Source organism: Peribacillus frigoritolerans (assembly GCF_004358755.1).
Taxonomy (GTDB): domain Bacteria; phylum Bacillota; class Bacilli; order Bacillales; family Bacillaceae; genus Bacillus_P.
The window spans coordinates 495420-520201 of record NZ_SMZY01000002.1 but is presented as its reverse complement, the minus strand read 5'-3'; the positions used below and the strand labels follow the sequence as shown (position 1 = coordinate 520201).

General features: G+C 41.5%; 23 protein-coding genes. 12 read left to right on the top strand and 11 right to left on the bottom strand.

Annotation, left to right across the window (positions count from 1 at the left end):
* Positions 1–54: 54 nt before the first annotated feature.
* Positions 55–1506 carry a cell wall-binding repeat-containing protein gene (locus E2R53_RS10025; protein ID WP_133311623.1) on the top strand — a complete coding sequence of 484 codons (1452 nt, stop codon included), beginning with the start codon at positions 55–57 and terminating at the stop codon, positions 1504–1506.
* A gap of 27 nt (positions 1507–1533) precedes the next feature.
* On the opposite strand, the gene E2R53_RS10020 is transcribed toward E2R53_RS10025, so the two are convergent.
* A complete protein-coding gene (locus tag E2R53_RS10020; protein WP_133311622.1) occupies positions 1534–2175 on the bottom strand; it encodes an alpha/beta hydrolase in 642 nt (213 codons plus the stop codon).
* Positions 2176–2339: 164 nt separating this feature from the next.
* On the opposite strand from E2R53_RS10020, the gene E2R53_RS10015 reads away from it, so the two are divergent.
* Together E2R53_RS10015 and opuFB are read left to right on the top strand one after the other, a co-directional pair.
* Positions 2340–3287 carry an ABC transporter ATP-binding protein gene (locus E2R53_RS10015; RefSeq protein ID WP_133311621.1) on the top strand — a complete coding sequence of 316 codons (948 nt, stop codon included), beginning with the start codon at positions 2340–2342 and terminating at the stop codon, positions 3285–3287.
* A 3-nt stretch (positions 3288–3290) separates the two neighbouring features.
* The gene (gene opuFB, locus E2R53_RS10010) at positions 3291–4811 is read left to right on the top strand and encodes an osmoprotectant update ABC transporter permease/substrate-binding subunit OpuFB (RefSeq protein ID WP_133311620.1); all 1521 of its coding nucleotides are present in this window, start codon (positions 3291–3293) and stop codon (positions 4809–4811) included.
* Between the two features lie 37 nt (positions 4812–4848).
* Here opuFB and E2R53_RS10005 read toward each other — a convergent pair whose 3' ends face one another.
* Positions 4849–5379 (bottom strand): bifunctional transcriptional activator/DNA repair enzyme AdaA, encoded by a 531-nt coding sequence (locus E2R53_RS10005; protein ID WP_133311619.1) that lies wholly within the window; start codon positions 5377–5379, stop codon positions 4849–4851.
* Between the two features lie 115 nt (positions 5380–5494).
* On the opposite strand from E2R53_RS10005, the gene E2R53_RS10000 reads away from it, so the two are divergent.
* The 3 genes from E2R53_RS10000 to E2R53_RS09990 all read left to right on the top strand — a co-directional run bounded on the left by E2R53_RS10000 (position 5495) and on the right by E2R53_RS09990 (position 8871).
* Positions 5495–6004, top strand: coding sequence for a methylated-DNA--[protein]-cysteine S-methyltransferase (locus E2R53_RS10000; protein ID WP_133311618.1), 510 nt, complete (start codon positions 5495–5497; stop codon positions 6002–6004).
* 42 nt (positions 6005–6046) lie between these two features.
* Entirely contained in the window at positions 6047–6979 is a 933-nt protein-coding gene (locus E2R53_RS09995; protein ID WP_133311617.1) for a patatin-like phospholipase family protein, read from the top strand.
* Positions 6980–7242: 263 nt separating this feature from the next.
* On the top strand, positions 7243–8871 hold the full coding sequence (locus E2R53_RS09990; RefSeq protein ID WP_133311616.1) for a M14 family metallopeptidase: 1629 nt from the start codon (positions 7243–7245) through the stop codon (positions 8869–8871).
* 46 nt (positions 8872–8917) lie between these two features.
* Here the strand turns inward: E2R53_RS09990 and E2R53_RS09985 are convergent, their stop codons facing one another.
* The 6 genes from E2R53_RS09985 to E2R53_RS09960 form a co-directional block, all read right to left on the bottom strand.
* Positions 8918–10099: a NupC/NupG family nucleoside CNT transporter gene (locus E2R53_RS09985; RefSeq protein ID WP_133311615.1), complete on the bottom strand. Its 1182-nt coding sequence runs from the start codon at positions 10097–10099 to the stop codon at positions 8918–8920.
* A gap of 171 nt (positions 10100–10270) precedes the next feature.
* Positions 10271–10888, bottom strand: a complete 618-nt coding sequence (locus E2R53_RS09980; protein ID WP_133311614.1) for a YczE/YyaS/YitT family protein — start codon at positions 10886–10888, stop codon at positions 10271–10273.
* A 377-nt stretch (positions 10889–11265) separates the two neighbouring features.
* On the bottom strand, positions 11266–11994 hold the full coding sequence (locus tag E2R53_RS09975) for an amino acid ABC transporter ATP-binding protein (RefSeq protein ID WP_070877003.1): 729 nt from the start codon (positions 11992–11994) through the stop codon (positions 11266–11268).
* Between the two features lie 29 nt (positions 11995–12023).
* The gene (locus E2R53_RS09970) at positions 12024–12689 is read right to left on the bottom strand and encodes an amino acid ABC transporter permease (protein WP_070876938.1); all 666 of its coding nucleotides are present in this window, start codon (positions 12687–12689) and stop codon (positions 12024–12026) included.
* Positions 12690–12722: 33 nt separating this feature from the next.
* Positions 12723–13502: a transporter substrate-binding domain-containing protein gene (locus E2R53_RS09965; protein WP_133311613.1), complete on the bottom strand. Its 780-nt coding sequence runs from the start codon at positions 13500–13502 to the stop codon at positions 12723–12725.
* A 1354-nt stretch (positions 13503–14856) separates the two neighbouring features.
* Positions 14857–15360 (bottom strand): GNAT family N-acetyltransferase, encoded by a 504-nt coding sequence (locus tag E2R53_RS09960; protein ID WP_133311612.1) that lies wholly within the window; start codon positions 15358–15360, stop codon positions 14857–14859.
* A 228-nt stretch (positions 15361–15588) separates the two neighbouring features.
* Here E2R53_RS09960 and E2R53_RS23555 point away from each other — a divergent pair, with 228 nt between their 5' ends.
* Entirely contained in the window at positions 15589–16788 is a 1200-nt protein-coding gene (locus tag E2R53_RS23555) for a VWA domain-containing protein (protein ID WP_435796794.1), read from the top strand.
* A gap of 246 nt (positions 16789–17034) precedes the next feature.
* On the opposite strand, the gene E2R53_RS09950 is transcribed toward E2R53_RS23555, so the two are convergent.
* The gene (locus E2R53_RS09950) at positions 17035–17268 is read right to left on the bottom strand and encodes a hypothetical protein (protein ID WP_070876942.1); all 234 of its coding nucleotides are present in this window, start codon (positions 17266–17268) and stop codon (positions 17035–17037) included.
* Between the two features lie 109 nt (positions 17269–17377).
* The gene (locus E2R53_RS09945) at positions 17378–17800 is read right to left on the bottom strand and encodes a pyridoxamine 5'-phosphate oxidase family protein (protein ID WP_133311610.1); all 423 of its coding nucleotides are present in this window, start codon (positions 17798–17800) and stop codon (positions 17378–17380) included.
* Positions 17801–17962: 162 nt separating this feature from the next.
* Between E2R53_RS09945 and E2R53_RS09940 the strand changes: the two genes are divergently transcribed.
* The 3 genes from E2R53_RS09940 to E2R53_RS09930 are packed head-to-tail and all read left to right on the top strand — an operon-like array spanning position 17963 to position 20421.
* Positions 17963–19414, top strand: coding sequence for an FAD-binding protein (locus E2R53_RS09940; RefSeq protein ID WP_133311609.1), 1452 nt, complete (start codon positions 17963–17965; stop codon positions 19412–19414).
* Entirely contained in the window at positions 19404–20012 is a 609-nt protein-coding gene (locus tag E2R53_RS09935) for an MFS transporter (RefSeq protein ID WP_133311608.1), read from the top strand. The genes E2R53_RS09940 and E2R53_RS09935 overlap by 11 nt, the downstream gene beginning before the upstream one ends.
* Positions 19978–20421 carry a GNAT family N-acetyltransferase gene (locus E2R53_RS09930; RefSeq protein ID WP_133311607.1) on the top strand — a complete coding sequence of 148 codons (444 nt, stop codon included), beginning with the start codon at positions 19978–19980 and terminating at the stop codon, positions 20419–20421. Before E2R53_RS09935 ends, E2R53_RS09930 begins: the two co-directional genes overlap by 35 nt.
* A 35-nt stretch (positions 20422–20456) precedes the next feature.
* On the opposite strand, the gene E2R53_RS09925 is transcribed toward E2R53_RS09930, so the two are convergent.
* A complete protein-coding gene (locus E2R53_RS09925; RefSeq protein WP_133311606.1) occupies positions 20457–20882 on the bottom strand; it encodes a PH domain-containing protein in 426 nt (141 codons plus the stop codon).
* A 224-nt stretch (positions 20883–21106) separates the two neighbouring features.
* On the opposite strand from E2R53_RS09925, the gene ggt reads away from it, so the two are divergent.
* Together ggt and nagE are read left to right on the top strand one after the other, a co-directional pair.
* Positions 21107–22864, top strand: coding sequence for a gamma-glutamyltransferase (gene ggt, locus E2R53_RS09920; RefSeq protein ID WP_133311605.1), 1758 nt, complete (start codon positions 21107–21109; stop codon positions 22862–22864).
* Between the two features lie 341 nt (positions 22865–23205).
* A complete protein-coding gene (gene nagE / locus E2R53_RS09915) occupies positions 23206–24666 on the top strand; it encodes an N-acetylglucosamine-specific PTS transporter subunit IIBC (protein WP_133311604.1) in 1461 nt (486 codons plus the stop codon).
* The last annotated feature ends 116 nt before the right edge of the window (positions 24667–24782 follow it).

Below are 24782 nucleotides of genomic sequence, written 5' to 3'. Positions count from 1 at the left end.
TCGAAAATTGCGAGTATAATCTAATAGATTTCATATAGAAAACAGGGGGATAACATGAAAAAAGAATTGATTTTAGCATGCGGATTATTTCTTGCACTTCCTTTGGGGCAGGGATTTGCAGAAACAAGTCCGGTTCAGGCAGCCGAACAGAGAATGGCAGCTTTTAAACAGAATGGTATGATGCAAAATGAAATGAAGGCATCCGGTTTTAATGAGTATGAAGGTGCGTTTTATGAAGAAGAACCTAACGATGTTATGGGGAAGGCTACGTTTACAGAGGTTGATTATTCCGTACAGGGAAGTATAAATAATCAAGCAGCTAATAATGGCAAAGATGTAGACTACTATAAATTCTCCATCTCAGAAGATGCAAATTACCTTCTTTATGCCACAATGATGAATGATCAATATAATTCAAATATGAAAGTTCGAGTAATGAACGCGTCAGGTCAGGTAGTTGCTCAAAGTACACTGGAAGATTTTGAAGATTTTACTATTGTTACAGTTGAAGCATCTCTTGCACCAGGGACTTATTATATAGAGACGACAAATAGCTTCTCATCATCACTAGAAGAAGATTATTCAATGGATCACATGATTTTTGAAGAGCTGGAACAGTTCCAGCGAATCTCAGGCAACGACCGCTATGCCACAGCTGTAGAAATTTCTAAAGAAGGCTTTGAAAACGGAACTGCTCCAATTGCAGTTATCGCAACAGGCAGCAATTTCCCTGATGCTCTAAGTGCAACACCTCTCGCTTATCGCGTGGGCGGTCCTTTACTTCTGACAACTCCCAATACATTGCCTGATACAGTCAAGAAAGAACTTATCCGTTTAGGTGTAGAAGAAGTGTATCTTGTTGGGGGAAAAGGAGCGATTTCTGACACGGTTAAAACACAGCTCGAAAAAATGAAAATCACTGTAAATAGATTAAGCGGTGCAGACCGATTTGAAACTTCTGTGAAAATTGCGGATGAAATCGGTGCAGAAAGAGGAACAGTCGTTGTTGCAACCGGCAAAACATTTGCTGATGCATTATCTATTGCTCCAATCGCTGCTCAAATGGAAATGCCCATTCTTCTTACTAATAAAGATTCTATTCCGTCTTCCGTTTCTACTTTTGTGAAAGAATGGGGAGTGGATGAAACGTATGTCATTGGGGGAACTGGCGCTATTTCTGATGCAACTGCAAAAAAACTTCCAGGCATGAAACGCATCAGCGGTAAAGACCGATACGCCACAAATAGTCAAATCATTGACAGATTTATTGATGAAATCGATCCATTTGTCACGTTTGTGGCCACTGGAACAAACTATCCTGATGCACTTGCAGGTTCTGCACTTGCCGCTCAATATTTCAGTCCACTTGTTTTAACAGATTCAAATACTGCAAACATTGCCACTAAAACTACGATTCAAAAGTATATGGATTCTACAGCGGTGTATTACATCATTGGGGGAGAAAAAGCTCTTCCTCAAAGTGCTATTGATCAGCTGTTTGAATAAAAAGAAGCGCGGCTCGCTGCCGCGCTTTTATAATGCTTCAATCTTCTTTATCACTTCTTTTAATATATCAATGGAACCCTCAGGATCCCCTTCCACTTCTAAACTATGATTTGCCTCAGGGATAAGAAGGGAGTCGATAGCCGGATTTTCCTTCAGCTCCTGAAATTTTTCTTCTTTATAATAAGGATCTTTATCACCAATGATGCACAAACCTCTTTTTTTCCTTTTTACCATCGCTCCAAAAACATCTTCCCGATTCAAAAGCGGCGTCAGCCAAATCACTTTTGCATCGAAAAAAGCCGTTCTGCCCAGTTCAGAAGCTAAGGCTATGGATCCCAATGATTTTCCTATCAGATAAAAATCACTGTAAGTATGTGAGCTTAGTACAGTGTCAATGACGTTTCTTACATCTCTTTTTAACGCCTCATCGAGTTCTTCATTTGAAAAAGATTCATAGAATGCTGAATGGTATTGATAATTAATATGCAGCACGTCTGTGTTCTTATTTAAAAATACTCCTGTTGAATAATGAAAAAGAGGTCCCTGAGCTGTATATCCCAGACCTGGAAACATGATGGCGAGGCTTTTAGATTTAGAATTTTTGCTGAGAAGCGTATATGAAATGATAGCATCCTTAAATCCGGTTACAAAATCTGTTTTGATCTTCATTACTGGCTTCACCCTCTCTTTTCTAGTATTATACAGATAATTCCACTATTGCTTAAGAAAAAGTTTTTGTTATTTGAAAAAACATGAATACCTCCTTACTATTTCGGGTAATAGAGGTAAAGGTATGACTATTTTTCCACTACATAATAGAAAAAGGTGAGCTGATGATCCGCTTTGAGAACGTATCTAAGGTGTATAAGGATGGTACAAATGCTGTCCGTTCCTTGGATTTAACGATAGAAAAAGGGGAATTTTTTGTTTTTATCGGGCCATCCGGCTGCGGAAAAACCACGACAATGAAAATGATTAACCGTTTGATTGATGCAACGGACGGATCTGTGTTTATCGATGGAAAAAATGTTCATGATTATGACATTCATGAGCTGCGCTGGAATATTGGGTATGTCTTGCAGCAGATTGCGCTGTTTCCGCATATGACGATTGAGGAAAATATCGCGATTGTTCCTGAACTCAGAAAATGGGACGCGGATAAAATCAGTAAACGCACAGATGAGCTGCTTGAAATGGTCGGTCTTGAACCAAGTACATATCGAACACGGAAACCGAGTGAATTATCAGGCGGTCAGCAGCAGAGAATCGGAGTTATCAGGGCGCTTGCAGCAGATCCTGATATTATTCTGATGGACGAGCCGTTCAGCGCGCTCGATCCGATCAGCCGTGAAAAACTGCAGCAGGATATGCTGGATCTCCAGAAGCGAATACATAAAACGATTGTCTTTGTTACACTTGATATGCAGGAGGCGTTGACTCTAGGAGACCGCATTTGTGTAATGAAGGATGGAGAGGCAATTCAGATTGATGCACCTGAAGCGATCATTGCAAATCCTGCAAATGAGTTCGTCAGGCAATTTATCGGCAATCGTGCCCCAGCTAATGTGCTGGATGGTTCTATTGAAGGGTTTGTGCGTCCTCCTCAGGAGACAGATCCTCTTAAAATGCCGCTTTCTCATTCCGCAACGATCAGAGAGGCTTTAGCCCGATTAGGGGATGAAGACAAGGTGCCAGTTGAACGGAATGGACAAATAATCGGCACCATTACCAGAGAGTCTGCCGTTCAGTTTCTGTCTGGACGAACGGAAGAAAGAGGTTAATCGATGAATGCATTTATTGATGTTTTTAAGGAAAGACAGGGTGAGCTGCTGACCGCTCTGTTTGAGCATATTCAAATTTCTTTCATAGCTTTATTGCTTGCAGTGGTGATCTCGATTCCGCTTGGTATTTATTTAACGAGAAAAACACAGGCGGCTGAAGGGGTGATCGGTGTTTCTGCGGTCTTGCAGACAATTCCATCGCTTGCCTTGCTGGGACTGCTGATTCCTTTAGTTGGAATTGGGGTTGTGCCTGCTATTATTGCATTAGTGATTTATGCGCTGCTGCCAATCTTAAGAAATACATACACGGGGATCAAAGAAGTGGATCCTTCTTTAATAGAAGCTGCTAGAGCCATGGGGATGAACAGCTCAAAGCGCCTGTTCAAAGTGGAGCTTCCGCTTGCTCTCCCTGTCATCATGGCCGGTATCCGTACAGCTATGGTGCTGATCGTTGGAACAACAACCCTTGCTGCTCTTATTGGAGCAGGGGGCCTCGGCAAGCTGATTCTTCTTGGAATTGACCGAAATGACAATATGCTGATTTTGATGGGAGCCATTCCAGCCGCATTGCTGGCTATTTTCTTTGACGTCCTCCTTCGATTAGTGGAAAAAGCATCTGCGAAACGATCGATGAAAGCCATTGGGATTGCAGCATTGATCGCCGTCTTGGTCGCTGCCGTTCCGCTTGCATTCGGCACAGGGAAAAAAGACATTGTGATTGCAGGGAAACTTGGCTCAGAGCCTGAGATCTTAATCAACATGTACAAACTGCTGATTGAACAGGACACAGATTTAGAAGTTGATGTGAAGCCAGGTCTTGGAAAAACGTCGTTTGTTTTCAATGCCCTTGAATCAGGCGATATCGATATTTACCCAGAGTTTACGGGGACAGCCATTACTACCTTCTTAAAAGAGGAGGCAGTCAGCACTGACAGGAAAGAAGTGTACGAGCAGGCGAAAGAAGGCATGCAGAAAAAATTTGATATGGCTTATCTAGAACCGATGCAGTTCAACAACACCTACACGCTCGCTGTTCCAAAAGAAGCTGCCAATCAGTATGGCCTTGAAAAAATGTCAGATTTAAAACAAGTCGCAGGAAATATGAAAGCCGGATTCACCCTCGAATTTTCAGATCGAATGGACGGTTATAAAGGGATTCAAAAGCTATACGGAACAACCTTTCCAAATTTAAATACAATGGAGCCAAAACTGCGGTATGAAGCGATTCAATCAGGGGAAATCAATCTTATTGATGCCTATTCAACCGACAGTGAACTGAAGCAGTATAACTTAACGGTTCTTGAAGATGATAAAAATCTGTTTCCGCCTTATCAGGGAGCACCTTTATTAAAGCAGGAAACACTTGAAGAGCATCCGGAAATTGAAGATGCTTTGAACAAACTGGCCGGCAAAATTACAGATGATGAAATGCGTGATATGAATTATCAAGTAAACGTAGAAGGAAAACCGGCTGCAGAAGTGGCTGAAGATTATTTGCAAAATGAAGGCTTGCTGAATGAATAGTGGTTGAAAGAGAGAATTCCATCGGATTCTCTCTTTTTTAATGTGCCGAACGGAATTCAGTTGGCGAGAGAGACGTTTTCTTTTTAAAAACGGCTAAGAAGTGAGCGGCATTCTTAAACCCTGCAGCATAGGCGATTTCATGTATTGGAAGTTCTGTTTCCAGGATCAGCTGTTTTGCATGCTGAACCCTTTTATCCTGCAGATACTTGCTGGGCGATGTATTCGTTTCATCTTTAAAAATCCGCTGAAGATGGAAGGGACTTATATAAAGCTTTTCTGCCAATTTACCCAGAGTCATTTCATCTGCAAGATGATCTGCTAGATAGGCTTGTGCTGTTTGTATGATGGAAGGAGTCAGCAGCTCATCCGGACGGCATCGTTTACAGGGGCGCAGCCCATCACGAACAGGGGTGTCACTATCTGCATAAATCGTAACATTCTCCTGTTTCGGTGTTCTTGAAGGACAAGAAGGCCTGCAGAAGATTCCAGTTGTGCGGACACCGTAATAGAAAATGCCATCATAGGTTTGATCGCAGGATACGATGGCATTCCAAAATTTCATTTCCATAAGATCAGCTCCTTTCTTTCATTTTAACATGTGGGTGTTTGATCTCGTAATAGAAGGAATGAAACCGCAAAAATACAATAGAGGAGACGTTTATAATAAGAAAATGGGAGGTGTCATGCAAATGAAAGGATATTATCAATCACCGATCGGATGGATGGAAGTGATTGGTTCTGAGAAGGGAATATCCGGTGTTTCTTTTACGGATGCGGCAGAAAAAAAATCAGACTGTCATCCCTATATTGAGCGGTGCATTCAAGAACTTGATGATTATTTTAAAGGAGAAATCCCTTTTTTTACGGTTCCAATTGAGGCAATCGGAACGGTTTTTCAGCAAAAAGTATGGTCTGAAGTCAACTCTATCCCGTTCGGACAAACAGCTTCATATTCGGAAATTGCGGAAAGAATAGGAAGCCCGCAAGCGTCAAGAGCAGTCGGCATGGCTAATGGCAAAAACAAGCTCGGCATTTTGATTCCGTGTCACCGGGTCTTAGGGAAAAACAGCAGTCTGACGGGATACGCCTGGGAAACGTGGCGAAAACAATGGCTGCTGAACCATGAAAAGAAAATGCTGGGGAAATGGAATCATTTGAACATTGCAAAAAGGAATTCGGAGCTGAAATCTTGAAGCTAGGAAGGGAGAAAATCTGATCCTGAGGGGTGACAATTTATGAAGGCAGACGGGGTATTTGAAGGCGGAGGCGTTCGGGGAATTGCGTTTGCCGGCGCCATTCAGGCAATGGAAGAAGAGCAGGTTGAGTGGGAGAGACTTGCCGGCACATCAGCCGGGGCGGTAATCGCTGCTCTTTTGGCAAGCGGGTATAAAAGCCATGAAATACGCGATCTGCTTATCCAAATGGATTTTACTAAATTTAGAGGCAAATCCTTTTTAAATTATATACCGATTGTCGGCGGGCTCTTTGAACTTATGATCCATTTGGGATTTTACAAAAATGATTATCTGGAAGAATGGGTTGATTCTATGCTTGCTGCTAAAGGGATCAGGACATTTGCCGATTTGCCGGCAGGGAAACTGAAGATCATCGCATCAGATGTTTCAAACGGAGAAATTCTTATTTTACCGGATGATTTGCCGAAATACAGCATGAAACCAGGGGATGTAAAAATATCAACTGCCGTCATGATGAGCGCATCCCTGCCCTTTTTCTTCAGGCCGGTCAAATGGAAGTCAAAAACAAGATTTACCTCTTATATTTTAGATGGCGGGCTGCTCAGCAACTTTCCGATCTGGATCTTTGATTCGAAAGAAGAACCGCGCTTTCCAACATTCGGCTTCAGGTTTGTGAAAGAGGAAATTCAGATGGGGGCCGTCATTCCAACACCCGTCCACCTCTTTAAAAATATCTTTAAAACGATGCTGCAGGCACATGACCTTAGACATCTAACCGAAGAAACAAAAGAAAGAACAATTCAAATCCCTACAGGGGGTATTACCGCAACTGATTTTGATTTGAAGGACGAAGAGATTGCCTTGCTTTATCAATCGGGATATTCCGCGGCAAAAGCATTTCTGCAGGGATTTGAGTTTGAAAAATATAAAGAACTGAGAAAAAAGAAAAAACTGTTGCCTGGTCAGTCATAATGTTTGCCTCATTTTAAGTTCTTTCTATGTGATGAGAAAAATGATTCAAAAGAAGGAAAAGCTATATAAAATTAAAAGCTGCTGGGTTATTCTTGCTATGAATCCTTCGAATAACGAAATAATAATTGAATCATTCGTCCTGATTTAGCCGAAATAAACGAAAATGTCGAATTTTATGGGGATAATAAACTATTCTTAATTTTTTGAAAATAAACCCCTTTTCCTCTATCATTAGATTCACAAGAAGAAAGAGGAGGCAGTCCATGAAAAAGGTTCTGAAAAAAAGCTCGATTCCAGTTTTATTGACAGCCAGTTTTTTATTAGCGCCTGCAGTGAGCGCTGAAACACCGTATTACGGGAAGGCGTACAGTCAGCCTGAACAGGTAAGGCCGCTGTTTCCTGAGGTAGAAGTCACGGACGGGACACCTGCATTTGTAAAAGGAGAAGAAGCTTTTACAACTCAGGAGGAAATGCTTGCTTACATAGAAGAGCTGAAAGCGAAGAGCCCGTATGTTTCGGTGAAAAACATCGGCACTTCTCAAAATGGCATGGAATTGCCAGCCCTTTATTTTACGAAAGATCAAAAAATCAATCCTAGTTATTTATCCCGCAAACCGACTGTTTGGATCCAAAGCCAGATTCATGGAAATGAGCCGGCAAGCGGAGAAGCGATTTTAGCGATTGCGAACCGCCTGACAGGAGACCTTGGAGATGAGGTATTAGATAAAATTAATGTCATCATCGTACCCCGCGTGAATCCGGACGGCTCGTATCATTTTAAACGCCAGCTTCAAAATGGACTTGATGGAAACCGGGATCATGTAAAGCTTGAATCTCCAGAGGTGGAGGCCATTCATCATGAGTTCAACAAGTATACACCAGAGGTTGTCATTGATGCTCATGAATACACACCTTATACGAGTTCTTTTAAACCGTTCGGCGAGGGCGGACTGCTGAAATATCATGATATTCTGCTATTATCGGGAAGAAACTTAAACATTCCTGAAAAAATCCGTACCATGTCTGACAGCCTGTATGTCGATCCGACTTTAAACACGTTAGAAGACATGGGCTATACAGGTGACCGCTATTATACATCGGCTGTAACCAATGGGGAGATTGACATCCTTGAAGGGGGAACTGAGCCGCGCATTGGCCGGAACGCATTTGGCCTGCAGACCTCGTTTTCATTTTTAGTTGAAAGCCGCGGAATCGACATTGGACGAGAAGATTTCGGCCGCCGCGTTGCTGCTCAAATTGCGACGCACGAGCATATTTTAAGACAGACCGCAGAGAATGCGAAAAAAGTGAAAATGACCGTCGCACTAGAGCGGGCAAAGCTTGTCAAGAAAGGACTTCGCAGTAATGATAAAGATCCAATTATCGTCAACAGCGAAGCCGTGGAACTTGAAAATCAAACACTTGAAATGATTGATATCGCAACGGGCACTGTAAAAGATATTCCAGTGAACTATTTCAGTGCAACAGAAGCAGAACCGACGTTAACGAGAGAAAGGCCGACAGCCTATGTGCTGAAGCCTGATCAGGGAGAAATTGCTGCTAAGCTTCAGAATCAGGGCTTGAAGGGATTCCAGCTGCCAAAGCAAATGAAGCTGCCGGTTGAAGCTTATGAAGTAACCAGCAAGGAGAACACGGAGAAGTATGAAGGCATCCAGCTTGCAGAAGTGCAGACGGAGCTTGAAAAGAAAGAGGTTGTGTTCCCGAAAGGCACATACGTTTTCATATCCGCACAGCCGCAAAACAACTTGCTGTCGCTTTCTTTAGAACCGGAATCGATTGACAGCTATGTCACATTTGGATACATTCCTTCTGAAGTTGGACAAGAGCTGCCGGTTTACAGGTTTATGTTTGATGGGAAAAAGCTGAAATAAGGACATAAAAGCAGCAGGGATGTTAACATCCCTGCTGCTTTTGTTCTTATAATACGATACTTACAATAATCGCAGATAAAATACTTACAAGTGTAGCACCGTAAAGCAATTTCAATCCAAAGCGGGCAACAACATTCCCTTGTTTTTCATGAAGTCCTTTAACAGCACCAGCAATGATTCCGATTGAAGAGAAGTTAGCAAAGGATACAAGGAATACTGAGATGATTCCAAGTGTGCGTTCGCTGAAGTTCTCAGATACTTTAGCCAGATCCATCATTGCAACGAATTCGTTTGTTACTAGTTTAGTGGCCATAATTCCGCCGGCAGCAACTGCTTCACTCATAGGAACACCCATAATGAACGCAATTGGAGCAAAAAGATAACCTAAGATTCCTTGGAATGTAATGCCGAATATCATGTCGAAAATATTGTTGACAGCAGCGATTAAAGCAACGAAACCGATAAGCATTGCACCTACGATAATAGCTACTTTAAATCCATCCATGATATATTCGCCAAGCATTTCGAAGAAGGATTGCTTTTCTTCTTCTTGAATGACAAGAATATCTTCTTCATCAGAAACAGTGTAAGGATTAATGATTGATGCGATAATGAATCCGCCAAACAAGTTGATGACGATTGCTGTTACAACGTATCTTGGCTCGATCATTGTCATGTAAGCACCAACGATGGACATTGATACCGTCGACATAGCCGATGCACAAAGCGTGTAAAGACGCTGTGATGATAATTGGCCAAGCTGTTTTTTAACAGTGATGAAAACTTCAGATTGTCCAACAATGGCAGATGCCACTGCGTTATATGATTCGAGTTTGCCCATTCCATTGATTTTGCTTAATGCAAATCCAATGCCTTTCATGATAAAAGGGAGGACCTTAATGTATTGGAAAATCCCGATAAGTGCTGAGATAAAGACGATTGGCAGCAATACATTCAAGAAAAATGGAGCTTGTCCATCATTTGCAAGTCCGCCGAAAACGAACATGATTCCTTCATTTGCATAGCCAAGCAATTTGCCGAATCCATCAGCAATCGCTGTGATCATGATCAAACCAAACTTCGTGTTTAATAATAGGAACGTTAATAGAATTTGAATCACAATCATAAGGGCAACAGGTTTGAACTTAATTTTTCTGCGGTCGCTGCTTGCAACCCATGCTAATCCGAGTACAATCACTAAACCGAGAAGGGCTATTAGGTATTTCATTTTCTTCACCTCTGAGATGTATTTAAAAGCATTTTTGAAAAGAATCTGTATACGCTTTCATCTAATTCCAAAAAGAGAGCCAGCGTCATCTGATGTCTGACCTCTGACGTATTTAACTATAATAGATTAGTAGGAACAAATCAACCTTATTTTTTAAAAAAGAATTTCGTTTTATTTATAAGATAGTTTGCTACTCATTTTAAATAATAAACCTTCAAATTTAGGATAAAAATATTGAACAACAAACCCTAATGTAAGCGTGACAATAAATGTCCCGATCCCGATTGCCCCTTGAAAAATAAAAGCAAGAAGAAGAGCGAAGGCTTCACTGATGATTCGCGAATTTCTCAAGTTCAAGCCAAAGCGAGTATGAATTGCAACCATCAATGTGTCCATCGGGCTTGCAGGGAATTTAGCCTGCAGGTAAATAGCTACTCCCGCGCCCATTGAGAGAATGCCGGCGATAAGAGCTGAAGCCTGGAAAAACAGGACAGTCGGCGAATAGTGTTTTAAAACAACCAGCAGCCAAAAATCAATCAATGCTCCAATTAGAAGAATACTTGCTGCTGCAAGAATTTCAGGCTTTTTCTTCATCAAGAAAGCATTGATGAAAATTAAAGCGATTCCATTAATGAAAATACAAGTTCCGACTGTCAGGCCAAACATGTTTGATTCGCCTACAGCTAGTGCGTCCCATGAGGATGCCCCTAAACCTGATTTGATAATCAGAGAAACACCTAGTGTCAAAATCAATAATCCCGTGATAAAAAATAATGCTCTTTCTTTCATCAAAAATCTCCTCTCAAGCTGGTATCTATTGTAAGTAATTGGATGTTAGTCATCAGACCTCTTTGAACCGTTTTCATCATACTTAATTTTGCAGGCAAAAGCAATATGAAATTTATTGTAAAGAGCACACAAAAAGACGTGAGATCCGGAAATCTCACGTCTTATCTGTGTTTTAAAGAATTTATAAAAGTTAAAAGGGTGCAGAGAATGATATAAAGTTATCTGAGCTTTGTTCTGTATGAAATTATGCGCTTCGATGTCTAGCTGCACCTCCTAGTCCCTCGGCCAGAACAAATTCACCCAAAAAGGCGCAGCCGGACTTTTCGGGTGAAGTCTTATCTGTCTGTCGGGCCTAAACAGTCAGTTCCGCTTTTCATTTAATTTAACTGCGTCGTTCTTAAAAATTCTTTCGTGCGTTCTTCCTGCGGATTGGTAAAGAAGTCATCAGGATGGCCTCTCTCAACAATTCGCCCTTCATTCATATAAACAATCCAATCGGCCACCTCTCGGGCAAATTGCATTTCATGCGTGACGACAACCATCGTCATTCCTTCAACAGCCAGCTCTTTCATTGTAGCTAATACTTCACCCACAAGCTCTGGATCAAGTGCAGATGTTGGTTCATCAAATAGCATGATTTCAGGCTTCATCGCAAGGGCGCGGGCAATCGCCACACGCTGCTTCTGGCCTCCTGAAAGTTTATTTGGATACACATCGGCTTTATCTGAAAGGCCTACTTTTTCAAGCAGGGCACGAGCTTCAGAGGCTGCCTGTTCTTTTTTCATTTTCTTCACCATAAGCGGTGCTTCCATAATATTTTCAATCACGGTTTTGTGAGGGAATAATTGAAAGTGCTGAAATACCATTCCGACTTTTTGGCGTACTTCATTAATGTCATGTGTAGCCTGAGTGATTTCCTCGCCGTTAATGATGATTTTTCCATTGTCTTTTTTCTCAAGGAAGTTCAGGCATCTTAGCAGGGTGCTTTTTCCGGATCCGCTTGAACCGATTAAACAGACAACATCGCTTTCGTTCACCTTCATATCAATATCTTTTAATACATGCAGGTCGCCGAATGATTTATTCAGCTTTTCAACCTTGATCATTTCTTTCGTTTCCAAAAAGCATTACCTCCTTAGCGGTCGCTGATCGACATTTTCTTTTCAAGACCATTTACGATAAGTGTTAAAATGGCCACTAAAATTAAGTAATAAACGGCAACTATTAATAAAAATGTCATTTCGTCAAAGTTGTTTGAGCCAAGTGTGGTCGCCACATTAAAGAGCTCATTTATGGAAATAAAGGCTGCAAGGGACGAATCCTTAAGCCCTATAATCATCTGGTTTCCAAGCGGCGGAAGAGCGCGTCTGAAAGCCTGGGGCATAATGATTCTTCTCATTGTAAGGCCTCTTGTCATGCCAAGAGAGCGTCCTGCTTCCATCTGTCCTTTATCAATGGACTGAATGGTCCCGCGGAAGATTTCGGCAATGTAGGCACCGTTATGAAAGGCGAGCGCCAGTGAAGCAGCCCAGAAATCGGGAATTAAGAAGAGTCCGCTGAACCCGAAGTACAGGATGAAGATCTGTACAATCAAAGGCGTCCCCCGAACTAAATAAATGTAAGTATCCGAGATAATGCCAAGCACTTTTAATTTAGAAATTTTTAAAAGGGCAAAAAAGAGGCCGATGACAATACCGATTAAAATGGAAACAACCGTTAATTGCAGGGTGACAAGCATCGCATCAAAAAAGACGCCTCTGTTCGCAACTAACGAATCAAAAAAATGTGAAAAACTAGGCAAAATGAACAACATCCTTTCTGTGCAAATGGTGGGTTACTCAGGTTTCGTCGTAATGTCTTCTCCGAAGTAATCAATGCTGATTTTCTTAAGGGTACCGTCCTGTCTGAGTTTTTCCAGCGCTTCATTCACTCTTTTTAAAAGAACGGGATTATCCTGGGGAATGACTACAGCCTGCTCGCTTCGTTCGATCAGCTGCTGACCGACGATGTCAAATCCGCCTTTAGCTGCACTTTTTCCTGTTACAAAATCAGTTATGACCGCGTCGTGGCGGCCTGTACTCAGCGCTTTAAGGGCAGTAATATCGCTATCGTACATCTTTATGTTTTTTGTGTATTTTTCTGCGGTTGCAGCATATGTAGAACCTTTTGCTACGGCAACTTCTTTTCCTTTTAGATCTTCTGTTGTTTTGATATCACTGTCAGGGCGTGTGAATATCTGAGGACCCGAGTAGTAGTAGGGAGTGGAAAAAGAAACATGCTTTGCACGCTGATCGTTAATCGTGTGGCTGGCAACTGCCGCATCTGCACGGCCGGTTTTCACGCCTTCAACAATGCCTTTAAATTTGATTCGCTTTTGAACTGGCGTAAGGCCAAGCTCCTTTGCAATCGCTTCGCCGACTGCAACATCAAACCCGGTCATCGTCATATCATCCTTCACATAGCTGAATGGCTTGAATTCACCTGAAGCCGCAAACACAAATTCATCTTTGTCAATCAGTTCCGTGCCATCTGATAATTTCTCTTTTTCTGCGCAGGCGGTAAGCATGCTGACAAGAAAAAGGGCAGAGAATAAGAGTAATGCTTTTTTTCTCATTGAATGTTCATGGCTCCTTTCTTTTTTTGAAATAGCGCGATTATGGTAAACAGGAAAAAATGCCCTAGTTGTACATACCCTAAGCTGCAGGAGGGTAATCATATAATTTGAAAACTTTGAAATTAGGGGGGAGGGAGATAGGATAGATTCATGACGAGCAGCATAAAACATTTATCTGGTGCTTAAGCCCGCATTAAGTGCTGCAAATTCGGTTTTGAAACACTGATCTCGTGCCGGAGCGCATATTAAGTGCTGTAAATTCGGTTTTGAAACACTTATCTCGTGCGGGAGCCGATATTAAGTGCTGCAAATTCGGTTTTGAAACACTGATCTCGTGCCGGAGGCCATATTAAGTGCTGCAAATTCGGTTTTGAAACACTGATCTCGTGCGGGAGCCGATATTAAGTGCTGCAAATTCGGTTTTGAAACACTGATCTCGTGCGGGAGCCGATATTAAGTGCTGTAAATTCGGTTTTGAAACACTGATCTCGTGCGGGAGCCGATATTAAGTGCTGCAAATTCGGTTTTGAAACACTGATCTCGTGCGGGAGCCGATATTAAGTGCTGCAAATTCGGTTTTGAAACACTGATCTCGTGCGGGAGCCGATATTAAGTGCTGCAAATTCGGTTTTGAAACACTTATCTCGTGCCGGAGCCGATATTAAGTGCTGTAAATTCGGTTTTGAAACACTGATCTCGTGCGGGAGCCGATATTAAGTGCTGTAAATTCGGTTTTGAAACACTGATCTCGTGCTGGAGCCGATATTAAGTGCTGTAAATTCAGTATTGAAACACTGATCTCGTGTCGGAGCCGATATTAAGTGCTGTAAATTCAGTATTGAAACCCTGATCTCGTGCCGGAGCACATATTAAGTGCTGCAAATTCAGTAATGAAACACTGATCTCGTGCGGGAGCCGATATTAAGTGCTGCAAATTCGGTTTTGAAACACTGATCTCGTGCGGGAGCCGATATTAAGTGCTGCAAATTCGGTTTTGAAACACTGATCTCGTGCCGGAGGCCATATTAAGTGCTGTAAATTCAGTTTTGAAACCCTGATCTCGTGCCGGAGCGCATATTAAGTGCTGCAAATTCGGTTTTGAAACACTGATCTCGTGCCGGAGCACATATTAAGTGCTGCAAATTCGGTTTTGAAACACTGATCTCGTGCCGGAGCCCATATAAGTATTCAAATGGGGATAATCCATTAGAAAAGGCGATCAACCTATGATCGCCTCAGAAAAATGAAAAATTAATAACGGCGAAAAACAAACTGTAAAAAATCAAAATTCGGGTGCCAGAGCGTCCTCCGCATTTTTTAGCCCAACAAAAAAGAAGCAGACCGTGTCAGCTTCTTAATACATATCATTCCATTCAATTTCGCCTGCTTGCCTGTCATAGTCAATATTTACTTTAAAGTCATGTTTTTCATAGAAATGGACAAGACGGTCAACGTGATCCCAGTCTCTTTTGGCAATGTCGCCAGTGATGTAGGGAATGTTTTGATCTTTAGCAAACTCTTTTAAATAATTCATGCAAATGGATCCGTAGCCCTTATTTGCAGGGCCTTTGATATCTCCGATGTGAATCGCCTTATCATCGTTGTATGTGGCATGGATGGAAAAATCCCATGTGCCCCGATAAGCTGATTCACAATCATTCAGCATCACCTTGCATGAATCACCGTCATTTTGTGCATAAACCACGACCCATTTATCTTCTTTCGTCTGCTCAATTCCGACAACCTGCCATCGCTTGGCAATTTCCTTCAGATTATCCTGCATTCTAAAAAGCTGAAACTGAAGTTCTTCAGCGTCAATGGATGTCTGTTCACTGCGTGTTAAGACAGAATTATACATACTGGGCTCCTTCCAATTTTAAAATCCGAACGTAAAACACAGTTTACAATTCTACTAGATTTGATTAGGAGAATCAACCGTTTTGCACAAATTGGAAGGAGATGCAGAAATGTCTAATATTTTTTAATACAATAATGATGGACTATTATTTTCAGGGGGGATAAGGATGATAAAAAATGAAATTAAGCTGTCAAAAGGGGGCAATACACTTCCGGAAACAACGGTTCAATCGACATCCATTTTTCATGGAAATATGCGCCGTGTGATCTGGACATCAGCTGCTTTATGGTTGGTTCAAATGGGCTGGTTCCATCAGATAATTATATGATTTTTTATATTCAGCCTGCTGATCCTAAGAAAAACGTGTCATTCAATCGGTCTTCTGATCAATCTGCCGTCTTTACGATTCAATTGGATCAACTGCCGAATTCATTGGCAGAAAAGTGCATTTTTGCTGCAACTTTAGATGGGGAATCTGCCGCATTTAAAGAAGTAAAGGGATGCAGTATATCGATCATAACAGCTGAATCTGAAATTACATATGAGGTTACCGATGCCGGTGATGAAAAAGCACTTGTTCTTGCCGAATTGTATCCCCATTCTTCGGGGTATAAGCTTAGGGCGATAGGAAGAGGTTTTAACGGCGGGCTAAAACTCCTTGCTGAAGCACATGGAGTAACGGTTGAAGAGGAATCGGACATGGAGGAAGAAATTAAGGTCGATCATGTAAAGCAAGCACCAATTACCTTAACTAAGATTGATTTGCTGAAAAAGAAGGTCGTCATTTTACTTGAAAAGAAAAAGATTTCGCATGTGAAGGCAAGAGTAGCTGACGTCATTGATGCATCCGGTTCTATGGCAAATCTCTATTCAAATGGAACCGTTCAAAGTGCTTTTGAAAAGGTGCTTGCTGTCGCTGCCTGCATGGATGATGCCGGAGTGAAGGATACTTGGTTTTTCGGCAGCAAGTCAATGAGAGCCAAAAGCGTGACAGAAAGAGAATTTGAGGGATTTGTAGAGAGAACCTATCCTAGACCCAAGTTCTTTGGAGGACTTGGTATTGGCAACAATGAACCCGAAGTCATGAAAGATGTGATCCGCAAGTATACACAAGAGGAACCGAGCGATTCCCTGCCCACTTTTGTCGTGTTTTTCAGTGACGGAGGCATCTATGAAGATAAGAAAATTTCGAAACTATTAATAGATTGCTCCAATCAAAATATTTTCTGGCAATTTGTAGGCCTTGGAAACGCAAATTTTGGTGTGCTTCAAAAACTTGACGATTTAATTGGAAGAGTCGTTGATAATGCCGATTTCTTCGCTCTTGATGATTTAAACGAGGTGACAGACGAGGAATTGTATAATCGCTTATTAAACGAATTTCCTGATTGGCTCAAACAGTCACGGTCCAAAGGGATATTAAGGTAAAGGAATGGGACTGTTCAAAAGTCAGTTATCACTGACTATCTGACTAGCCCCTTTAGTTTGGGAACTTGCCTAATTAAGAGAAGCAGATCTACTGCGACTGCCGCCACTTTTGGAGTATTGAACCATTAAAAATAGCAGTACTACGGCGAGTGCCGCCACTAATTCTTTTCACAGAAAAGCAGGCAGGAAAAACAGAAGTTTTTCCTGCCTGCTTTATTTTAGGGACTTATCGGACAGCTCCATTCTTCATTCTTCTTCACTGTCATAAATAAGATGGTCAAAGCTGTTATTGTGTATGGAGTTGAGCTCGGTTAATTTGTATATTAAAAATTGATGGTCGTCACCATACAGATCAAGTTTATTTGCTGCTTTATACTGCTCGAGCGCAGTCCGCGCTTTTGTTTCTTCCGTAAATATGCCGACAACATTCGAAGCTTCTCCGCAGTCAGAACAGCCAATATCCACTACCACGTAATACATCTGATCACCTTCTAGTTTTCGTTCTTGTATTCATTTTCTCATGAGGTTCTTATGAAAACAAGAAATCGGCACAAAAAGAACCGGCAGCCAGGTGCCGGTCCATAAATTCTTATACTTCTAAAGTCTGCGGAGACTCATGTTCACTGTTCATTAATCTGATTTTATTCGGCTTTATCGCAAGAACGATGTAATTTGGATCATTGGGGCCATCAAACCAGTTTTTCATATGATCGTTCCAGATCTTGTCCTTTAATTCCTGATCTTCGCTGATGCTTGCTTTGCCTTCAAACTCAACATAAGAATCTCCATAGCCTTCGCCTTCATACCCCAGAAGTATATGAACATTTGGATTTTCATCAATTTCTTCTGCTTTATGTGTGTTTTTATTAGTAGGTGTATAAAGCATTAATTCATCATTGAAAAATGTCATATAGCGAGAGTGAGGCTTGTTATCTACTACAGTAGCAAGCGTGCCGACCTTATGCTTTTCCAATATATCTAAAACTTCTTTGTTTAATTTTTGCTTATCCAAGTAAAACATCTCCTTTTAGTAGGTGTTAATGTATGTATTCCTTCTTATCTTCAGATTAAAACATGGGAAGGTGCAGCCGTATCGTAAAAGGTGATTGTCAAAAATCTTCTCAAAGTGTAAAATGTAACTAAATAACACATTTTTCTATTTGGCGGTGGATTGATGAAAAAGAGATATTTAGTGCTCCTCACTCTCGGATTTCTAACAGTATTTTTCTTTTCACTAAAAGCAGCTTCTGAAGAAGAAAAGCATGATCCGTTACTTATGACCGATGTCAGCAGATTGATGCCTGAAAAAATTGATAGGGTCGTAAAAGGAAAAGAGATTGAATCTTTCAAAAAAGCAATTGCTGAAGCAAAAAAGACAAATAAGAAAATCTCGATTGCTGGAAAACAGCACAGCCAGGGAGGACATACTTATTACAAAGATGCCATTGTCCTTGATATGACTTCCTATAATAAGATTTTGGATTTTGATAAAAAGAAAAAGACGATCACTGTCCAAAGCGGGGCGACTTGGGATGATATCCAGCGCTATGTCAATCCGCATGGCCTTGCAGTGAAAGTCATGCAGTCTCAAAATATTTTCACGGTGGGCGGTTCGATGAGCGTGAACGTGCATGGACGGGATATCCGTCATGGTTCATTAATTGAAAGCATTCAATCTTTTCGCTTGCTGAACGCAGGTGGAGAGATTGTACGCGTCAGCCGAACGGAAAATCCAGAGCTTTTCCCCCTTGTCATAGGCGGATACGGTTTGTTCGGAGTCATTTTGGATGCAGAGATCCGCTTAACGGATGATGAACTCTATATCATGAAAACAAAAGCTCTCGATTATAAAGAATATGCCGATTACTTTAAACGTGAAGTCCGCGGCAATGAAAATGTCCGGATGCATCTTGCCAGATTATCAACTGCACCTGATTCTTTTTTGACGGAAATGTATGTGACGGACTATGAACTTGCAGGTGAACAGGGGGCCCGTACAGAATATGATGAACTGAGTGAAGAAAAGAATGTCGCACTCATGAAATTCCTGCTTGGTTTATCAAGGAATTACGACTGGGGAAAAAATACGTTTTGGAAAGCCCAAAAGTCATATTTTGTGAAAAAAGAAGATTCCTATATTACTAGAAATAATGTCATGCGGTCAGAGTCCGGGTTTTTGGAATACGAGAATGAGACAAATACGGATATTCTGCAGGAGTACTTTGTCCCCGTTGATGCATTTCCTGACTATGTAGACGGTCTGAGAAAAACATTGACAGAGGAAGAGCTCAATTTATTTAATATCACGATTCGATACGTTGATCATAATGAAGACGCTGTCTTGTCCTACAGCCGTGATGATATGTTTGCGTTCGTTTTGTTAATTAATCAGGGGATGTCTGAAGAAGAGATAAAAAAGACGAGGAACGTTATCCGGAAAATGATTGATGTCACCCTTTCGTTTCGCGGCACATATTATTTGCCGTATCAGCCTTATCCGACTAAGGAACAAATGAAGCGTGCGTACCCACGAACAGATGAATTTTTCAGGCAGAAGCGTGAGTTTGATGAAGAGGAACTTTTCATGAACTACTTTTATGAGGAGTATGGCCGTGATGAAAAATGATTCGTTCAGAAAGTTTGTTGCGGCTCAGAGCACGCTGTTTTTTGCGGGCAATTTCATTTTACCATTCTATATCTTATTTATAAAAAATGTAGGGGCTTCTTTTTCGCAGTTCGGAATCTCGTATGGATTATTTGGACTGTCAGCAGCGCTTGTTCATCCGCTTTTAGGGCGCATGTCTGGGAAAATAAGCGACAAATTTATGTTAGCGGTTTCTTCGTTCGGTATGGCTCTGGTTCTTTTGTATTACCCTCATATAGGAACGATTGAAGAAGTGTATGTATGCCAAATGATCATGGGCCTCTTTGGCGCGATGCAAAAGCATGGAGAAAAGATGCTGCTGACGCAGTGGACGACAGAAGAAAAAAGAGGGATGCAAGTTGGCCATTATCATTTTTTTACATCGCTTATGTCTGCGGCTGCGATTATGGGAGGCGGATTTTTAGCTCAGTACTTTACCGTAACATTCCTTTTTTTCATAGCATCTGCCGTTTATTTTGTCAGCGGCCTCATTGTATTAAGAATAACAGGTTCATACTTTGATAAGGAACAGAAGGTGGCACAGCATGCAGATTCAGCTACATCCCATTACGAAGCATAATTGGGAGACATGTATATCGCTAAAGGTTCACAAAGAGCAAGAGAGGTTTGTTGCGGGCAATCTGTATTCTCTGGCAGAATCAAAATTTGAAACTTCCTTTCTGCCGCTTGGGATTTATGAGGACAATAAGATGATCGGGTTTGCGATGGTCGGTAAAGATCCTGAAGATGGAGTGTACTGGCTTGTCCGATTTATGATCGATAAGGACCACCAGGGAAAAGGATATGGTTTTGCTGCTTTGCAGATCATTCTCAGTTTTATGAAATCACGCTATGATGTCAGTCCTTTTCTGCTGCTTGGAGTCACTCCTGAGAATACTCAGGCGATAAGGCTTTATCAAAAAGCGGGATTTATAGATACAGGGAAAAAAGAAAACGGAGAAGCCATTTTCCGGCTGGAGCTCTATTAGGAAGAAAGTGCCGCACGAAAGCCGTGCGGCACTTTTTAAGGTGTTTTAAGGTAAGGATTTATCTTCGCAATTTCCCTAAAAAAGCGAGTTTCGTCCTTTGGCAGAGAGACAAGGGCAAATCTTGCGGCTGCATTTGGCCTCGTTCCAATCGGTTTCGCAAAAACGATTTCAAGTCTTTTCAGCGTCCATGCGGGAGCTGAGAGCGGATTATTCGAATAGCGGATTTCCTTCACATCCCTTATCGGTATTTCTTTTTTGATTAATCCGAACACGATTATTAATTTTTGATTTTCAATAACAAAGTAAGATTTGATTAATGCGTGGGCTAAAAAAGCGGACAGCAAGAAAGGAATAATCAGAGATGGAAGGGTTTCGGACTGAAAGAGCAGAAAAAACGGCAGAATAATGATAAACAGCACAATCGCAACAAGAATCGGGTTTCGCTTTACTTGAAAGATCATTTTTGAAGTCCCCTTTCATAATTGGATTTTAGCATATTTTTCCTGTCGGCTAAAGGTATTGATGTCTAGGTGTCGCACCATACTATATTCCCTAAAGAGGAAAATTAGGAAAAATAAGGATAGGATGAACGAACTAATATTCAGATAATTCAGACGTATTGCTTGATTCTCTAATTTCTTTTCCATATGGTAGAGAAGAGATTCTACTTATGAGGAGGAAGGTTATGAAAAGAAGCTTGAGTGTATTTCTGATTGCCATTTTGCTTGCCGGGGGATTTCCGGTCAGTACTGAGGCTAAAAAGCCCGGGAAGAAAGAGGAGTACAGCCAAGTTGATGTAGGCCGTGACGGAATGGTAGCAACCGCCCATCCCCTGGCATCGGAAATTGGCGCAGAGGTTCTTAAAAAGGGCGGGAATGCCATTGATGCAGCGGTTGCCATTCAATATGCGCTGAATGTGACAGAGCCGATGATGTCAGGAATCGGCGGCGGCGGGTTCATGATGGTGTATGACGGCAAGACCGAAGAAACAACGATTATCAACAGCCGCGAACGGGCGCCAGCAGGAGCTGCGCCTGATATGTTTCTTGATGAAAACGGAGAACCGATTCCTTTTTCAGAACGATACAAAGGCGGTACTGCGGTTGGAGTTCCGGGAACACTGAAAGGGCTTGAAACGGCTCTTGGTATGTGGGGCACAAAATCAATGAAGGAACTGATCAGTCCTTCGATTAAGCTTGCTGAAAAGGGGTTTAAAATCGATTCGGTTTTAGCTGCAGCAATTTCAGACAATGCCGAAACGTTATCAGCAACAGCGGCGAAAGATGTCTTTCTTCCAGATGGAACTCCGTTAAAAGAAGGGGACAAGCTTGTTCAAAAAGATTTGGCGAAAACATTTAAATTGATTCGTTCAAAAGGAACGGATGCGTTCTATAAAGGAGAGATCGGCCAAGCTCTGGCTGACACTGTGCAGGATTTTGGAGGCTCCATGACGCCTGATGATTTGAAGAAATATGATGTCACCATTGATGAACCGATTTGGGGAGAATATCAGGGGTATGAAATTGCCAGCATGCCGCCGCCAAGCTCAGGCGGAGTATTTTTGCTGCAGATGCTGAAGATCCTAGATGATTTCAACTTATCTCAATTTGATGTACGTTCAGCTGAGAAGTATCATTTGCTCGCTGAGGCCATGCATCTTGCATATGCAGACCGCGCAGTTTATGCAGGTGATCCTGAGTTTGTAAATGTACCGGTAAATGGGCTCCTGCATCCGGAATACATTTCTGAAAGACAGGAACTAATTAGTCTTGATTCAGTCAATAAGACTCCTCAAGCAGGTGATCCATGGAAATATGAAGAAGGTGCTGCTAACTACGAACAAACGGTTCAGCCAAACGACAGGCAGTACGGGGAAACGACTCACTTCAGCGTGACCGATAAATGGGGAAATGTTGTTTCTTACACAACAACCATTGAGCAGGTTTTTGGAACCGGCATTATGGTACCGGGATACGGTTTGATGCTGAACAATGAACTCACTGACTTTGACGCAGTTCCAGGCGGAGCCAATGAAGTTCAGCCGAATAAACGTCCGCTCAGCAGCATGACTCCGACTATCGTATTTGAAGATGATAAACCTGTTTTAACCGTTGGATCGCCAGGAGGACCTACAATTATTACATCCGTGCTTCAAACGATTCTTCATACAATCGAATACGATATGGAATTAAAAGCAGCAGTTGAGGAACCTAGAATCTATACGAACAATCTGAACTCATATCGGTTCGAAAGCGGTATTTCTTCAGATGTCATTACTCGATTAAATCAAATGGGTCACAAATTTGGGCCAAGTCCTGTGGTTATCGGAAATGTCCAAAGCATCCTGATTGATCACGAAAAAGGAACATTTAAAGGAGTGGCCGACTCCAGCAGAAATGGCGCTGCCATCGGCGTTGATTTGAAAAAGAAAAAAGAAAAGTAAGAGAATACAGCACCCTGATGAATGGGGTGCTGTTGTTTTTTTTAGCTGAACTTAGGATTTGCTGTTTGCCTAATTCCTTCATGCTGTTCACATTTGTGAGGAAATAATTGAGAGCAACTTGTATGGATTAAATCAATCAATCTTGGAATAGAGGTGAAGAGTGTCGGAATTGATCAACTATTTTTATTCGGAAAAGAATGTACTTGAAAAAAAAATAAATTAACTGGTATAGATAACTAGTTGAATACATGTTATAGTAAATTTGAAAACGAATACAAGGAGTCGTTTTTCATCAATTTTAACTCTTAATTATCCTATACTTTATTTTGGAGGAATGTAAAATGATGAAATATCTACAGAAAATCGGCCGTTCATTGATGCTGCCTGTAGCAGTATTACCGGCTGCGGCGATTCTGATGGGAATTGGTTATTGGATCGATCCTGCAGGCTGGGGAGCGGGCAATCCGATAGCAGCATTTTTAATTAAAGCCGGATCATCGATCATTGACAATATGGCAATTCTTTTTGCAGTTGGGGTAGCGCTCGGAATGTCTAAAGAAAAAGATGGTTCCGCCGCAATGAGCGGTTTGGTGGCCTACCTTGTTATTACAACTTTGCTTTCAACAAACTCAGTAGCTATGCTTCAAGGGGTTGACCCGGAAAATGTCAATGCTGCTTTTGCTAAAATAGGAAATCAATTTGTTGGTATTCTTTCAGGGATCATAGCCTCAATTATGTACAACCGTTTTAGTCATGTACAATTGCCGGCTGCTTTATCATTCTTCAGTGGTAAACGTTTAGTTCCTATCATGACAGCCGTTTCTATGCTGCTTGTTTCAGTAGTATTGTTCTTCGCATGGCCTGTAATCTTTACTGGATTAGTTGCTTTTGGAACATGGATCAGTAAATTAGGGTTTATTGGGGCTGGATTATATGGTTTCTTTAATAGAATTTTAATTCCTACCGGATTACATCATGCTTTAAACTCAGTGTTCTGGTTTGATGTCGCTGGAATTAACGATATAGGTAATTTCTGGGCAGGGACTGGAACAAAGGGTGTTACAGGAATGTATCAAGCTGGATTCTTCCCTATTATGATGTTTGGTTTACCAGCCGCAGCGTTAGCGATGTATCATACTGCAAAAACGAAAAGAAAAAAACAGGCTGCATCGCTCATGTTAGCCGCAGGTTTTGCTTCATTCTTTACTGGTGTTACAGAACCGCTTGAGTTCTCATTCATGTTTTTAGCTCCAGCACTTTATGTGGTTCATGCAGCCTTAACAGGTCTTTCATTAGCTGCAGCAGCATTTTTCCATTGGACAGCAGGATTTGGTTTTAGTGCAGGATTTGTTGATTTTGTGTTAAGTTCAAGATTGCCGTTAGCGAATCAGCCATATATGCTGCTTCTGCAAGGACTAGTGGTAGCAGTCATTTATTATGTGCTATTCCGATTCTTAATTACAAAATTCAATCTTGCTACTCCTGGAAGAGAAGCAGATTCGGATGAAACGCTTGAAGAAGATGCAGCAAAAGGCAATCAATCTCACGCTGAGGGATCAAAATTTGCAGTTATGGCTGCTAAAATTTATGATGGCTTAGGCGGAGACGCGAATGTAACTTCTGTTGACAACTGTGTGACTCGCTTAAGAATTGAAGTAAAAGATATGAATGCTGTAGATCAGAAAAAGATTAAAGATACAGGTGTGCCGGGAATAAATATTGTCGGTAAAAACAGCATTCAGGTCATTGTGGGTACACAAGTACAATTCGTAGCGGATGAAATAGAGAAAATCAGAAAATGATTTGAGATCAAGACTTTATTCCATAAGCTTTTCGTTTTAGTCTATAAATACAAATTCCCTTCTATGATGCCAAAATGCATATGATCATTGGAGGGAGTTTTATCTTGACTTATACT